This is a genomic window from Prevotella sp. KH2C16 (assembly GCF_900113305.1).
Taxonomy (GTDB): domain Bacteria; phylum Bacteroidota; class Bacteroidia; order Bacteroidales; family Bacteroidaceae; genus Prevotella.
Genome location: NZ_FOOW01000004.1, coordinates 159,738 through 175,102 on the forward strand (window position 1 = coordinate 159,738; position 15,365 = coordinate 175,102).

The 15,365-nt window shown below is 53.6% G+C and carries 12 protein-coding genes and 1 tRNA gene; 6 read left to right on the forward strand and 7 right to left on the reverse strand.

What is annotated here, in order from left to right; all coding sequences use genetic code 11:
* Window positions 1-101 precede the first annotated feature (101 nt).
* Both BM114_RS04560 and BM114_RS04565 read left to right on the forward strand, forming a co-directional pair.
* Window positions 102-174: transfer RNA gene (locus tag BM114_RS04560), tRNA-Phe, on the forward strand.
* A 15-nt stretch (window positions 175-189) separates the two neighbouring features.
* Window positions 190-2,382 (forward strand): DUF4838 domain-containing protein, encoded by a 2,193-nt coding sequence (locus tag BM114_RS04565; RefSeq protein WP_092110858.1) that lies wholly within the window; start codon window positions 190-192, stop codon window positions 2,380-2,382.
* A 91-nt stretch (window positions 2,383-2,473) separates the two neighbouring features.
* On the opposite strand, the gene BM114_RS04570 is transcribed toward BM114_RS04565, so the two are convergent.
* Both BM114_RS04570 and murF read right to left on the reverse strand, forming a co-directional pair.
* Window positions 2,474-3,559: a DUF362 domain-containing protein gene (locus BM114_RS04570; RefSeq protein WP_218151480.1), complete on the reverse strand. Its 1,086-nt coding sequence runs from the start codon at window positions 3,557-3,559 to the stop codon at window positions 2,474-2,476.
* 202 nt (window positions 3,560-3,761) lie between these two features.
* On the reverse strand, window positions 3,762-5,069 hold the full coding sequence (gene murF, locus BM114_RS04575) for a UDP-N-acetylmuramoyl-tripeptide--D-alanyl-D-alanine ligase (RefSeq protein WP_092110862.1): 1,308 nt from the start codon (window positions 5,067-5,069) through the stop codon (window positions 3,762-3,764).
* Window positions 5,070-5,762: 693 nt separating this feature from the next.
* On the opposite strand from murF, the gene folP reads away from it, so the two are divergent.
* From folP to BM114_RS04595, 4 genes are all read left to right on the forward strand, one after another.
* A complete protein-coding gene (gene folP, locus BM114_RS04580) occupies window positions 5,763-6,554 on the forward strand; it encodes a dihydropteroate synthase (protein WP_092110865.1) in 792 nt (263 codons plus the stop codon).
* Between the two features lie 33 nt (window positions 6,555-6,587).
* A complete protein-coding gene (cdaA, locus tag BM114_RS04585) occupies window positions 6,588-7,364 on the forward strand; it encodes a diadenylate cyclase CdaA (RefSeq protein WP_092110867.1) in 777 nt (258 codons plus the stop codon).
* A gap of 128 nt (window positions 7,365-7,492) precedes the next feature.
* Complete coding sequence (pta, locus tag BM114_RS04590; protein WP_092110869.1) at window positions 7,493-8,542, forward strand: phosphate acetyltransferase; 1,050 nt, start codon at window positions 7,493-7,495, stop codon at window positions 8,540-8,542.
* A 46-nt stretch (window positions 8,543-8,588) separates the two neighbouring features.
* Window positions 8,589-9,794 (forward strand): acetate/propionate family kinase, encoded by a 1,206-nt coding sequence (locus BM114_RS04595; RefSeq protein ID WP_092110871.1) that lies wholly within the window; start codon window positions 8,589-8,591, stop codon window positions 9,792-9,794.
* 172 nt (window positions 9,795-9,966) lie between these two features.
* On the opposite strand, the gene fucP is transcribed toward BM114_RS04595, so the two are convergent.
* The 5 genes from fucP to BM114_RS04620 form a co-directional block, all read right to left on the reverse strand.
* The gene (fucP, locus tag BM114_RS04600) at window positions 9,967-11,277 is read right to left on the reverse strand and encodes an L-fucose:H+ symporter permease (RefSeq protein WP_092110873.1); all 1,311 of its coding nucleotides are present in this window, start codon (window positions 11,275-11,277) and stop codon (window positions 9,967-9,969) included.
* A gap of 107 nt (window positions 11,278-11,384) precedes the next feature.
* On the reverse strand, window positions 11,385-13,157 hold the full coding sequence (gene fucI / locus BM114_RS04605) for an L-fucose isomerase (RefSeq protein ID WP_092110875.1): 1,773 nt from the start codon (window positions 13,155-13,157) through the stop codon (window positions 11,385-11,387).
* A gap of 94 nt (window positions 13,158-13,251) precedes the next feature.
* Window positions 13,252-13,947, reverse strand: coding sequence for a GDSL-type esterase/lipase family protein (locus BM114_RS04610; RefSeq protein WP_092110877.1), 696 nt, complete (start codon window positions 13,945-13,947; stop codon window positions 13,252-13,254).
* Between the two features lie 33 nt (window positions 13,948-13,980).
* On the reverse strand, window positions 13,981-14,802 hold the full coding sequence (locus tag BM114_RS04615; RefSeq protein ID WP_143089251.1) for a UDP-2,3-diacylglucosamine diphosphatase: 822 nt from the start codon (window positions 14,800-14,802) through the stop codon (window positions 13,981-13,983).
* 90 nt (window positions 14,803-14,892) lie between these two features.
* A complete protein-coding gene (locus BM114_RS04620; protein ID WP_092110879.1) occupies window positions 14,893-15,213 on the reverse strand; it encodes a metal-sulfur cluster assembly factor in 321 nt (106 codons plus the stop codon).
* Window positions 15,214-15,365 lie beyond the last annotated feature (152 nt).

A 15,365-nucleotide genomic window follows, 5' to 3' on the forward strand; every position in this document is an offset into this window, starting at 1 on the left:
GTGCAAAGATACGGTAAAAATATGAAACGAGGGAATTTTTACAGGGAAAAATTTGCAGATTCGGCTTTAAAAGCGTATCTTTGCATTGCTTTTTCGCATTTGGTACCTTAGCTCAGGTGGTAGAGCAATGGACTGAAAATCCATGTGTCCTTGGTTCAACTCCAAGAGGTACCACACATATTAGCCTTTATGAGAAAGTTTACAAGATTCTTCCTGATTATTCTTATTGCCCTTTTTCCTATGCTGTCGAGAGGGCAGATGGTGCTGGTGAAAGACGGCAAGGCCAAGGCGTGCATCGTCTTGGCTGATCAGACTGCCGAAACCCGGCAGGCTGCCGAGTTGCTGAACAAGTTTGTCGGGCGCATTTCGGGTGTGCAGCTGCCTTTGGTGCCGTCGTCTAAAGTACGGCGAAACGGGGTATTCATTGGCGGCAAGAGTGCAGGGTTGCCTTCTGATGGTTACCAGATAGCGTGCCATGGCGGCTCACTGCTCATTACTTCGGGCGGCGGCCGGGGTGCTGTCTATGGCGTAGTGGCCTTGCTGGAGCAGTATATGGGCGTGAACTATTGGGCTTATGAAGCCTACGACTGTCCTCGCTGCCCGACCATCAGCTTGCCTGCGATACAGCTGCAAGACGCTCCGGCCTTCCGTTTCCGCCAGACCTTCAGCTATGGGAACGACGACCCCGACTACATATTATGGTATAGGTTGAACAACCAGAGCGAGGTGTTTGCCTCTAATCTCTGGGTGCACACCTTCAACCAGATACTTCCGGCCTCGGTATATGGTGCGAGCCACCCGGAATATTACTCTTTCCTCAACGGTCAGCGGCGGCCGGGAGCACATAGCCAGTGGTGCCTTACGAATCCGGAGGTCTTCGAGCTGGCTTGTCAGAAGATAGACTCCATCTTCAAGGCGAATCCGGGAAAAACGATGATCAGCGTGAGCCAGAACGATGGCAACAACACCTATTGCCAGTGCGAGGCATGCCGTGCGGTGGACGAATACGAGGGTTCGCCCTCAGGTAACCTCATCCGCTTCCTCAACAAGCTGGCGAAACGCTTCCCCGACAAACAGTTCTCCACGCTTGCTTATCTCTACAGCATGCACCCGCCGAAGCATGTGAAGCCCCTGCCCAATGTCAACATCATGCTCTGCGACATCGACTGCAAGCGCGAGGTGCCGCTCACGGACAATGCATCAGGCCGCGACTTCATGCGTGCCCTTGAGGGTTGGGGACGCATCTCGGACAATATCTTCGTGTGGGACTATGGGATTAACTTTGATAACATGATTGCTCCTTTCCCCAACTTCCATATCCTGCAGAAGAATCTGCAGCTTTTCAAGAAAAACCATGCTACGATGATCTTCGAGCAGGTCAACGGGCAGCGGGGCACCGACTTTTCGGAAATGCGTGCCTATATGCTCGGCAAGCTGATGTGGAATCCCAGTCTCAACGCCGATTCGCTGATGCAGGTTTTCCTCAACGGCTATTATGGCCGGGCGGGCAAGTATCTCTATGAGTATCAGAAAATACTACAGGGGGCTCTGCTGGCCTCGAATACAGACCTCTGGATTTATGATTCGCCCGTCTCCCACAAGGCTGGTATGCTCAACGAGCATTGCATGGCGGTGTATCAGGAACTTTTCGACAAGGCCGAGGCTTCCGTGCGCGACGACAGCGTGCACCTCGCAAGGGTGCAGATAGCCCGTCTGCCCATACAGTATAGCGAACTCGAGATAGCCCGCACGCAGACCGGACTCGACAAGGCTGCCGTGGAGCGTAAGCTCGAGACCTTCCGCGAGCGCTGTGCGAGGTATCATATCACCCGCCTCAACGAGCGCAATAATCTCGTGGACGATTACTGTCGGCTTTACAAGGAACGCTTTCTGCCTCATGCCAACAGCAACAAGGCGGCGGGTGCCAAGGTACTGTGGAATCATGCGCCGGCCGCCCGCTACCGGCCTATTGCCGATAAGGCTCTCACCGACGGACTGTATGGTGGGGCGTCGTATGTGGAGAGCTGGGTAGGATGGGAAGGTGAGGATGCCGACTTCGTGCTGGACATGGGCGAGAAGAAGACCTTCAGCAGCGTTACGACCGATTTCCTGATGCAGTCGGGGGCATGGGTGCTGCTTCCCAAGAGCGTAAGCTACAGCTATTCTCAGGACGGCAAGACCTTCACCAATCTGGGCTCTTGTGAGTTTGCGGAAGACCGAGATCTCAGCATCAGGTTCGTCCCAGGAGAGGTGAGAGTGTCGTCTCCCGTTACGGCTCGGTATATCCGCGTGGTGGTAAAGACCATCGGCCTATGTCCCTCGTGGCATTACGGGGTGGGTCATCCGGCATGGTTTTTCCTCGACGAAGTGAAGGTGGAATGATTCGGTATAAGCTCGAAAGTAAAAGAAACGGGGAATCCCATATGCAATATTGATTGCATGTGAGATTCCCCGCTTTAAGTATTGGCTCTGGTTATTTCCCCGTTGTTACGAAAGGTTTGAGGTTTTTCACAGCCTCCGCGACGGTGATTTCCTTGCCTCCGTTGTCAAGATCGATGAGCTTGTAACGGTTGTTGCCCATGCCGAGCTCCTTCATATAAGAGAGTTGGCGCAGTCCGTGGCGGGTCTCGATGCGCTCCACCATGGCCTTGTGCTCATCTGCCGTCATAGCATAAATCAGGTCTACGCACGCCTGGTCGATGGCGAGGATGTCGGTGGAGGAGAGGATTCCCACATTCGGAGTTACCACGGGCTCGGCAGCGACGCCCTCGCAGTCGCAGGAAACCGACATGTTGCGCATCACATTCACATAGGTTACATGCTTGCCGAAGAAGTCGATGACCGACTTGGTAGACTCTGTCATGCGCTCCATGAACTCCTCTTCCTTGATGTCCCACTGGTCGTCTTGTCCGGGCGTGGTATGTATCCATGCCTTTCCGATGCGCCCGTCGGCACATCCGATGCCTATATTCTTGTTGGAACCACCGAATCCTCCCTGTGTATGACCTTTGAAATGAGTGAGCGCAACCATAGAGTTATAGTTCTTTAAGTGGCTTCCCACCGACATCTTCTTAAACCATTTGCCGCCTTTTACGGGAAGGGTTACTGTGTCTTCCTCGTCCATGATGTCTACGGGACAGAATGTCCAGCCGTTCACCTTCAGGGTTTCACGATGCTTGTCGGTGGTATAGCGGTCGCCTTCATAGTAGGTGTTGGTCTCGATGATGTTGCCGCCCTTGATGTCTTTCTCCATGAGTGCCTTCACCCATTCACGCGGAATGATGTTGGGGCCGTGCGGTTCGCCGGTGTGAAGCTTTACTCCCACTTTCCCGGTAATATTTCCGTTCACCTTCTCATAGGCCGCGATGAGGCCCTCGGCAGAGAGTTTACGAGTGAAATAAACCACCGATTCACCACCGGTGCGCTCCTCGTAGGGTACATACTTGTTGCCGTCAGTACCGGCAACGGGCTTTTCTTCCGCGGTTTTCTTAGATCCGCAGCTTATCAGCATACTGTTACACATGGCAAGTAGGATTAAGCATTTGATGATAGTTTTCATAATTTGTTCGTTTGATAGTTGGCATTTCGTTTTCCTGACACAAATATAAGTATTTTTCTTGAAATATATAAGTCTGTGTAATAAGAAAAAGTAATTTTGGTAATTATTGAGAGAATACGGGTAAATAAGCCATGTGGGAATTATTCCACCCCGCCTTCGGAATTTACTGAAGACAGGGAGGGCAATCTGTTTTCCGGGCCTCTTAGAGAATTTCCGGCAGCTGGAACAGTTTGATGCCGTTACTTCCTTTCAGGAGGATGTAATGGTCGCTGACGGGATTGGCCGCAATGGCAGCCTTCACCTCTTCCACATCCTTGAACTTGCGGAAGTCGCACTGGGTCTTCATGAACTCTTCGCCCACCAGCCATACCTGTTTCAGGGAGGTGGACTTCAGGTAGTCCACTATTCTCTGATGCTCTTCCTGCGAGGCTTCTCCCAGCTCACGCATGTCGCCGAGGATGGCCATCTTGTGGTTCACCTGCATCAATGCGAAGTTTTTCAGTGCGGCCAGCATGCTCGTGGGGTTGGCGTTGTATGCGTCTACGATGAGTTTGTTGTGAGCTGTCCGGGTGAGTTGGCTGCGGTTGTTGCTGGGAACATAGTTCTCCAGGGCGTGCTTGATCTGGTCCGGCGTTACTCCGAAGTGCAGCCCTACGGTGATGGCAGCGAGCATGTTGTTGAGGTTGTAGGCTCCGATGAGATGTGTCTGGATTTCCTGCGGAGCGATGCCGCTTGCCTGCCAGGTGAATCTCAGGAAGGGATTGCACCCCGTAACTTCTCCTTTCACCTCAGCCTCTGTGGTCTTGTCGGCCGAATATCTCTCGATGGCAGCAAACCTTCTCTTGGCCGCCATGTCAGCTAAATGCGGATTGCCGGCATCGAGGAAGAGCAGGCATTGGTGGAATTCGAGGTAGTCGTAGAGCTCGCCCTTGGTCTTTTTCACGCCGTCAAACGAGCCGAAACCCTCCAGATGAGCCATCCCCACATTCGTAATCAGTCCGCAGGTGGGCTCCACATAGTCCACGAGCACCTTGATGTCGCCGGGGTGGGAGGCACCCATCTCGATGACGGCGATGTCGTGCTCTTTCCGGATTTGCAGCAAAGTCCTGGGCACACCCACATCGTTGTTGAAGTTTCCCTCGGTGTGGAGCACGCTGAATTTCTCTGCCAGCACGGCGGAGAGCAGTTCCTTGGTCGTGGTCTTGCCGTTCGTGCCGGTGATGCCGATGACGGGGATGCGGAACTGGCGGCGGTGTTCTCGGGCAAGCTCCTTGTAGGTGGTGAGGCAGTCGGCCGTGAGAATATATCGAGGGTCGTCGTCTTTGTAGTATTCGGGCTCGTCCACGACGGCATAGGCACATCCCTTGTCGAGTGCCGACTGTGCGAATTTGTTGCCGTCGAAAGAAGCACCCTTCAGGGCGATGAATATACTCCCCTCGGGACACTCGCGGCTGTCAGTCGTTACCACGGGGTGTTTCTCATAAAGCTGATACAGCTGTTCGATTTCCATTTTGTCTGTTTGAATTTGCTGCAAACTTACTAAAAATATTCTGAACGGCGGGCGGAAGAAGCGGAAAAGTGAATCTAAATCTTTCATATCGGCGGCAAGGGGAAGGAGTTGCTGCCGGAGGACGGGGAGGAACAATTGGTGAAGGAAAAAAGGATTCGTTTGTTGAATTCATTTTACAAAACACTATTCGTTGTGTCAAGAATCGCTTGCATAACGCCTTGCGGGATGCGGCAACTCCGATGGACGGGGCAAAACAGCCCTATTTTTGCGGAGTTCTAAACATGTGGGAATCAGAGGCTTGTGGATTCGTTGCCGTTTCGGGAGGATTGAAAAGCCATTAAAAGCCGTATAAAAGGCGGTTTTTTAGGGCGGCAGAAAGCGGCAAGAAGACAGGTAAAAGGCCGCTGGAAGGGAGACAGATAGCCGTTAACAGCCGTGTAAAAGGTGGCCTTTTGCGATTCCGGGAGTTGTTTTCCATGATTTCGGAGAGCATTTCCTTGCTGAAAGCCAAAAACATTTTGTAATGGTTTTGGAAAGAATATATTTTACATAGAACAATGTTTTCTTCTTCTCCGGCTCTTTTTTAAGAAATGCGTCTGTGAGGAATCATTGCGTGAAGTGTGGGTGCAAAAATGAAAAAAATGTGTCAGGAGTGCCGGAAGCGAGATATTTTTAGTATATTTGCGAGTGATTATGGAATATACGATAAATGTGAACGGCAGATTGCTGTCGTTGTCGAAGCCTGTGGTAATGGGTATCCTGAATGCCACACCTGACTCTTTTTATGCGGCTAGTCGCGTGCAGACCGAGGAGGCTGTCATGGCACGGGCGAGACAGATTCTCGACGAGGGTGCGGAGATAATAGATGTAGGAGCGTGCTCCACGAGGCCTGGCGGCGAGGTGGCCACAGAGCAGGAGGAAATGCGGCGGATGCGCACGGCGCTCGCGGCAATCCGAAAGGTTGCGCCGGAGGCGGTCGTTTCGGTAGACACCTTCCGCCCCGAGGTGGCTCGCATGGCCATCGACGAGTTTGGAGCAGGCATCATCAACGATGTCTCCGAGGGTGAGGATCCCGCCATGTTCCCGCTGGTGGCCGGGAAAGGCGTGGCCTACATCCTGATGTCCCTTAAGCCCAACCTGCACGATATGCTCATCGCGATGGCACGGGAGGTGCAGCAATTGCGCGACCTCGGCCAGAAAGACATCATCCTCGACCCGGGTTTCGGGTTCGGAAAGACGATGGAAGAGAACTTCGCCCTGCTCCGCGAGATGGACAAGATGCAGGTGATGGACCTGCCGCTGCTGGTGGGCATCTCCCGCAAACGCATGATTCACCAGACGCTCGGCATAACTCCCGACGAGGCGCTCAACGGCACCACCGTTCTCAACACCATCTCCCTGATGAAGGGAGCGTCGATTCTGCGGGTGCATGATGTGAAGGAAGCCGTTCAGGCTGTTAAGCTATTCAATCACTTAAATCCATAAAAAGGACCTCCCTCCGAGGGAGAAGAGACGCTTATGTTTTTCGACTTTGGCATAAAAGACATTATCGACATCATCCTTGTCGCCCTGTTGCTCTACTACATCTATCGCCTGATGAAGGAGAGCCGGTCGCTGAATGTGTTCATCGGCATCATGGTCTTCGTCGTGGTATGGCTCTTCGTGAGCTATGTACTGGAGATGAAGCTGCTGGGTTCCATCCTCGACAAGCTGGTGAGTGTGGGTGTTATTGCCCTCATCGTACTGTTTCAGGAGGAGATACGCAAGTTCCTTTACAACCTCGGAGCTCATCGCCGCTTCAAGAGTGTGTTCAAGTTCTTCGCCTCGAAAGGCGGGAAGCCGGAGAGGGAGGACAAGGAGACCATCATGCCCATTGTGCTGGCGTGCATGAGCATGTCGAAGAGCAAGGTGGGCGCCCTTGTCGTCATCGAGCGCGTTACGCCCCTTGATGACATCGTGGAGACGGGCGACATCATCGACGCGAGCATCAACCAGCGGCTCATCGAGAACATCTTCTTCAAGAACTCGCCACTGCACGACGGGGCGATGATCATCTCGAAGAAGCGCATCAAGGCTGCCGGATGCATCCTGCCGGTGTCTCACAGTCTTGACATTCCTAAGGAGTTGGGACTCCGCCACCGTGCGGCGATGGGCATCTCGCAGACTTCCGATGCCATAGCCGTGGTGGTCTCCGAAGAGACGGGCCGCATCAGCGTGGCCGTGAAGGGGGAGTTCCGCCTGCGTCTTTCCGCCGAGGAACTGGAAAGCATCCTTGCCAAGGAAATGCAGGGGTGATCGTCGGATTTATGAAAAATTAAACTTCATACCACGGACAAAGTCGATTTAAATTCGTAATTTTGCAAACTGAAAATAGCAATTCTGGTATTTTATACCTTTAAACATATCACTTTTTTATTATAGCTATGAATTTATTAGAGCAAGTTGTAGCGCGCGCGAAGACAGACAAGCAGCGCATCGTACTCCCGGAAGCAGAAGAGGAGCGCACATTAAGGGCGGCCGACAAGGTGTTGGCTGATGACATTGCCGACTTGATTCTTATTGGCAACCCTGCCAATATCGACAAGAAAGCCGGAGAATGGGGACTGAAGAACATCGGAAAGGCGACCATCGTGGATCCCCTGAACTGTGCGAAGTCCGAGGAATATGCGGCTCTCCTGGCGGAACTGCGCAAGAATAAGGGCATGACATTGGAGCAGGCTCGTGAGCTCGTTACGAAGAACAACCTCTATCTGGGCTGTATGATCATTAAGACGGGGGATGCCGACGGGCAGATTTCCGGTGCCCTGAGCACCACGGGCGACACGCTCCGTCCGGCCTTGCAGATTATCAAGTGCGCTCCGGGCATCACCTGCGTGAGCGGTGCAATGTTGCTCATCACCGATCGCAAGGAGTATGGCGAGGATGGAATCGTCGTCATGGGCGACGTGGCCGTAACTCCCAATCCTACCGCCGAGCAACTTGCGCAGATAGCCTATACGACGGCTCAGACGGCAAAGAGCGTTGCAGGCTTCAAGGATGTTCGTGTGGCCATGTTAAGTTTCTCGACGAAAGGAAGTGCCAAGGATGCCATCGACAAGGCTACGGGCAAGAGCGTGTACATCATAGACAAGGTGCTGGAGGGCACCAGGCTGGCGCAGGAGCAGTATCCTGACCTGCAGGTGGACGGCGAGTTGCAGGCCGACGCAGCACTCGTGCCCTCCGTGGGAGCGACGAAAGCTCCCGGAAGCCACATCGCCGGGAAGGCAAATGTCCTCATCGTACCCAACCTCGAGGTGGGCAACATCGGCTATAAGCTGGTACAGCGACTGGGAGGCGTAACGGCCATAGGCCCCATTCTACAGGGCATTGCCCGCCCGGTGAACGACTTGAGCCGTGGATGCTCGGTAGAAGACATCTATTACATGGTGGCCATCACCGCCTGTCAGGCACAGGATGCCAAGGCGCAAGGATGAAAGATTATAGATTAAAGATTAAGGAATAAATAAGATTTAAGAAGAAATGAAGATACTTGTACTGAACTGTGGAAGTTCATCCATCAAATATAAGTTGTATGACATGGCCGACGAGAGCGTGCTCGCACAGGGCGGCGTGGAGCGTATCGGCCTCGACGAGGCCTTTATCAAGGTGAACCTTGACAACGGGGAGAAACGCCGTATCATGGCAGATCTGCCCACGCACAAGGAGGGCGTGGCCTTGGTCTTCAAGGTGTTGCTCGACCCGGAGATAGGAGCCATCAAGAGTCTCGACGAGATTGACGCCGTAGGCCACCGCATCGTGCAGGGCGGCGACTTGTTCGAGAAGAGCTGCATCGTAACGCCCGAGGTGGAGAAGGGCATCGAGAGCCTGATCGACCTTGCGCCCGTCCACAATGCCGGACACCTTCGCGGCATCCGCGCCGTGAACGCCCTGATGCCCGAGGTGCCGCAGGTAACGGTGTTCGACAACGCCTTCCACAGCACCATGCCCGACTATGCATATCTCTATGCCGTGCCTTACGAGCTCTACGAGAAGTATCATGTGCGCCGCTACGGCTTCCACGGCACCTCTCATCGCTATGTGTCGCAGCGCGTGTGCGACTTCCTCGGCGTGGACATCAAGACCCAGAAGATCATCACCTGCCATATCGGTAACGGGGCTTCGGTGGCTGCCGTGAAATATGGCAAGGTCATCGACACCTCCATGGGGCTCACCCCGCTGGCCGGCCTGATGATGGGCAGCCGTTCCGGCGACATCGACCCCTCAGCCGTAACCTATCTGATGGGTAAGCTCGGCAAGGCTCCGCAGGAAATGGCCGAATTCCTCAACAAGGAGAGCGGCGTGCTCGGCATCACGGGTATATCAAGTGATATGCGCGAGATTGAGAATGCCGACCGAGAGGGAAACAAGCGTGCCCATCTGGCCCTGCAGATGTATAGCTATAGAATCAAGAAGTATATCGGTGCCTATGCGGCAGCCATGAACGGTGTAGACATCATCGTCTTCACCGCCGGCGTGGGCGAGAATCAGGAAGGCATGCGTTGGGATTCCTGCTCGGGACTCGACTATCTGGGCGTGAAGATGGACCGCGAGCGCAACCATGTGCGCGGAAAGGAGCAGGTTCTGTCGACCGACGACTCCAAGGTGAAGGTCGTGCTGATACCCACGGACGAGGAAATCGTCATTGCACGAGACACCGTCGAGCTCGTGAAAGGCCTGAAAAACTAAGCGTGAGGGCCGTCGTCCCGACATAGGGATGTCGCAGACCCTATATGAAAGAGGGCAAGCCAGAAGATGAATCCTGGCTTGCCCTCTTGCTTTTTGCCGTCTTCCGTCCGACAATCTCGGCGATTTTGTGCGACGAAATCGCCGAATTTGTCCTACGATTTCGGCGAGATTGTCATTCTGGAAGCGGTTTCCTTTCCCTCCTCAGCTGCCTTACGGCATAGGTAAACACCACGCAGAAGCAGACGAGGGGCAACACATAGGAGACATTCACGGCAGGATGGCCGAGGATAACCCCTTGGTCTATGATGGTTCCTTGTAGCGGCGGCATGACGGCTCCGCCGACAATTGCCATGACGAGGAACGCCGCCCCGAGGCTCGCGTCCTGGTTGTCTACATGCTCGAGGGCGATTCCATAGATGGTGGGGAACATCAGCGACATGAAGATGCTGATGCCTACGAGGCTGTAGAGTCCTGCCATTCCTACGATGCAGATGGCTCCTATGGTACATATTCCTGCGCCCACAGCGAAGATGGCGAGCAGCTTCCGCGTGTTCACATACTTCATCAAGGCCGTAGCGAGGAATCTTCCGCAGAGGAAGAACACCATCGCCACGATGTTGTACATCTGTGCCGTGGCCTTGTTGATGCCGAGGTTGTCGGCATACTGGATGATGAAAGTCCACACCATGATCTGCGCTGCGACATAGAACATCTGTGTGAATACTCCCTCGCGATACGCCGGGTTGTGCCATAGATTCCGCAGGGTGGTTTTGGTGCTGTTGGTGTGAGTTTCCTTGGAATAGTCAGTCTTTGGGACCTTTATGAATATGAAGACAACCAATACCAGCAAGACCACCAGCCCGATGACTACATACGGATTGCGTATTACCGCCAGGTCGTGGAGGCGGATGCCGGCTTTCTCGGCCGCGGAGAGCGTCGGGAAGATGATTTCTCCCGCCGCGTCGCGCTTATCGGAGATAAGGTTAGGAAGCACGATGAGTGAGGCTACGCTCATGCCCATCAGCGACCCCATGGGATTGAAGGCCTGTGCGAAGTTGAGGCGGCGCGTGGATGTCTCCTTGGAACCCAGCGAGAGCACGAAGGGATTGGCCGTGGTCTCGAGGAAGGCGAGCCCGAATGTCAGGATATAGAGGGAAATGCAGAAGAACGAGAACTGCTGATAGATGGCCGCGGGGATGAACATGAATGCCCCGAAGGCATAGAGGCTGAGCCCCAGGATGATGCCGCTCTTGTAGCTATACTTGCGGATGAACAGGGCTGCCGGTATGGCCATGGTGAAATAGCCGCCGTAGAAGGCAAACTGGACGAGCGATGCCTTGGCCGCGGAAATCTCCATTACGGTCTGGAATGCGGCAACCATGGGGTTGGTAATATCGTTTGCGAAGCCCCAAAGGGCAAACAACGAGGTCAGCAGGATGAAAATGAAAAGGTATCTCTTCTCTACGACTTTCTTCTTTTCCATAAATCAGGATGGTTCTCTTTGTAGTTTTTTATAAACTCAATCCCCATCCCTCTTCCTCGTAGGAGAGGAAGAGGCTGCGGGGTTGAAATGGTTATCAGGTCTGTCGGTTATTTGTAGATAGGCCCGAAGTTCTGGCATGCCCTGTAGTCGGCGCCTTCCTTGTCCATGCCGAATGCGTTCCATGCCGAAGGGCGGAAGATGGCTTTGTCTTCCACATTGTGCATGCAGACAGGGATGCGGAGCATCGAGGCGAGTGTGATGAGGTCGGCTCCGATATGCCCGTAGGTAATGGCTCCGTGGTTGGCACCCCAGTTGTTCATCACCGAGTAGACATCCTTGAAGGCATCCTTCGTGGCATCCGTGCGCGGTGTAAACCATGTGGTAGGCCATGTCGGGTCGGTGCGCTTGTCCAGGATGTCGTGGATTTCCGGGTCGATATTGACCACCCAGCCCTCGGCGAGCTGCAGCACGGGGCCGAGGCCGTCGACGATGTTCACACGGATCATGGTTGCGGGGAACTCTCCCTTAGACAGGAAGTGGACGCTGAAGCCGCCTCCGCGGAAGTAGTCGCGGTCGGCCGGCATCCACTGGGTATGCTCCAGACAGCGTTTCTCGTCTTCCTCGGTAACCTCCCAGAAGGGTTTCATGACGGGATTACCTGCTGAATCCTGACATTGACCTGATCCGTCCATGGTCGTTGCGCCGGAGTTAATAAGGTGAATGATGCCGTTGCGGGCTGTGCCGGTCAGTTCTTTACCCGTAACTCTCTTCACGGCTTCGGGACTCCAGTAGGTTCTTACATCGGAGAAAATCATCGGCTGGTTGGTGAGCAGATATCCGAGCAGCATGGCGGTGCCGTTGAGCGTGTCGTTCTCAGTAGCGAGGATGGAAGGCTCACGCCGCCCGTTCCAGTCGAAAGTGGTGTTGAGGAGGGTCTCGGTAAAGTCGCCGTTGGGCATCCAGTCCGTCCATTGGCGCTGTCCCTGGAATCCTCCGGCAATGGCATGGTGGCCGAGTGCCTCCTCCTTGAATCCCATCTCGCGGAGCTTCGGGTTGCCATGGTAGAGGTCGTTGACAATGAGCGTCATCTTGACAACGAACTCCCAGTCCTTCTCTTTCTCCTCGCGGGTCTTCTGTTTCTCGGCCCGGTTCTTGTCCCATCCCTCGTTGGGTTTGATGTATTTATTTACCCAGGCCATGGCTTTCTCGTACTCTTCGTGGTCGTAGATGCCGAGATCCATGCGGCGGAGAATCTCTACCTCGTCGACGCTTTCCGTCCTCATGCCGAGATATTTCTGGAAGAAATCGGTGTTGATGATACTTCCGGCAATGCCCATCGTTACGCTGCCGATCGACAGGTAGGACTGGCCGCGCATCTCGCCGACAGCCACGGCGGCACGGGCGAAGCGCAGCAGCTTCTCCTCTACATCGGCTGGAATCGTGTTGTCCTCTATGTCCTGTACATCATGTCCGTAGATGCCGTAGGCGGGAAGGCCCTTCTGGGAATAGCCAGCCAATACCGCTGCGAGGTAGACAGCTCCCGGGCGCTCGGTCCCGTTGAAGCCCCAGACGGCCTTAGGCCAGTGCGGATTCATGTCCATTGTTTCCGCTCCGTAGCACCAGCAGGAAGTTACGGAGATGGTGGCGCATACTCCTGCCGCCTCAAACTTCTCCGCACAGGCGGCCGATTCGGCGACGCGGCCGATGGTACCGTCGGCAATTACACATTGAACGGGTGTCCCGTCGCGATATTTCAATCTACTTGAAATCAGGTCAGCAACGGCATGAGCCAGATTCATGGTCTTGTCTTCAAGACTTTCACGAACGCCTCCTTGACGACCGTCAATGATGGGGCGTATTCCAATCTTTGGATAATTCATATTCTATGGTATATTTAAAGTTTAATAAATTGTCAGCGCAAATATAGCAAAAATATCGGGAGAACGATACAGATTAATCTTTTTTAAGCCAAGCCTATCTGTATTTTTCTATGATGGGGACGACGAGTCTTTCCATTATCTCATATCCTTTCTCGTTGGGATGCACGCCGTCGCCGGTATAGTCAGGATTCATTTCCTGGCCGTTTTCCGACAGCATGGGCGTGAAATAGTCTACATACGGAATCCTGTTCTTTGCCGCATACTCCTTGACTCGTGCGTTCAGGTGGCGTATCTTGTCCATAGAGCCCGTTATGCTCTTTCTCCATCCGAACTGTTTTGCTGGCAGGCAGGAGGTGAGGATAACCTTGATTTTGTGAAGCTTGGCAAGCTCTATGAGCGTCTGGATGTTTCCGAAGGTGAGCTCTTCGTCGTATTTCCCGCTGTTTTCAGCGATGTCATTGGTGCCGTAATTCAGCACCATGATCTTCGGGCGGAGGTTGATGACATCCTCGCGGATGCGGAGAAGGAAGTGGTAGGTGGTCTGCCCGCTGATTCCGCGGCCGATATAGTTGTGCTCTTTAAAGAAGTCCGGGCGTTTCTTAGCCCATCCCTCGGTGATGGAATTGCCAAGGAATACGACCCTTTTTTCGTTTTTTGCGGGCAGTCCCAATTGGGCATTGTCTCTCCGGTAGCGGTTGGTAGTGTTGGCGGTCTCTTCTTGCGCCGAGCCGCATAATGGCATTGACAAAAGCAATGCGAGGATGATTAGCTGTTTCAAGGTCGTTTTCATGGTTCTTGTGATTAGTTTGGTGTCAGGGTTTTGTCAGGGTCGGCTCTCGCCTTCTACATACTCTTCGAGGAACATGTGCTCTCCGTCGAAGACCGCATAGGTGAATTGCCATATCCAATCACCAAGGATAAGCATGCGCGCTTTCCGTGAAAGGTCAAGGTCGAGCTCAATATGTCGGTGTCCGTAGATAAAGTAATCCACATCAGGATGTGTCTGCATATACTCCTTGGTGAAGCGGACGAGATATTCCTTGTCTTCTCCCATGTAGGGCACTTCTTTGCCGTCGGCGCGCTTCAGGCGACTGTGCTTTGCCCAGTTGAGCCCCAACTGCATTCCCCACCACGGGTGGAAGAAGTTCAGGAGGCGTTGGCAACCCCGGTTGTGGAACGCTTTCCTGAGAAACTTGAACCTGGCATCAGGGTCTCCGAGACCGTCGCCGTGGGCGAGGAAGAACACCTTGTCGTAGATTTCGGTGGTGATGGGGGCGCGATGGAGGATGACTCCGCACTCCTTTTCCAGATACCCGTAGGTCCAGATATCATGGTTCCCGGTGAAATAATGCACTTCCACCCCCATGTCCGTAAGTTCCGAAAGCTTGCCCAGAAAGCGGGTGTGGCCCTTCGGAACGACATATTTATATTCATCCCAGAAGTCGAACATGTCGCCCAGCAGATAGATGGCCGCGGCCTTGTATTTGATGCTGTCAAGGAAGCGGACTAACCGGCGCTCCTGCGTCCGGGGGTGCTCTATGGCCAGCGAGCCGAGGTGCGCATCGGAGAGGAAGTAGACGAACTTCGCCTCTTCGCGGTTCTGGCTTGTTGCCGTTGCGGTCTCTGTTTGTGGGTGGGTTGGCATAATGCTTTGTTTGTTTTTATATTTTATGCTGCCTGCGGAGCCATTTCCCGCTTCATGGGAGTTGGGAAAGGGGGAGTGCTTGTCGTTTTCTCAGTCGAAGCCGAGTTCCACTCGTGCCTCTTCGCTCATCATACTCTGATCCCAGGCAGGCTCGAATACGAGGTTTACATTGGCGCCCTTCACTTCTTCGAGGCTCTCCACCTTGGTTCGCACATCCTCCAGGATGAAGTCGGCAGCAGGGCACGAGGGCGCGGTGAAGGTCATGTCGAGGTCCACGGTGTGGTCATCTTTTACATCAATCTTATAGATCATCCCCAGGTTCCATATGTCTACGGGAATCTCGGGGTCATAGACGGTTTTCAGCACATCCACGATTCGTTCCTCCGTCCGGGTCTTTTCTTCTTGGGTCATATTGTTTATATTTTCTGCAAAAACAGCACAAACGAAGACAGAGGAAACTTGTTTCCAGTCTGCCGAGTGCATGTTATTTTCTGCAAATATACTAAATATTCTTCTAAATGCATAATATCTGCCGAATGTTTTTATGCCGGTTAGCAAACAGA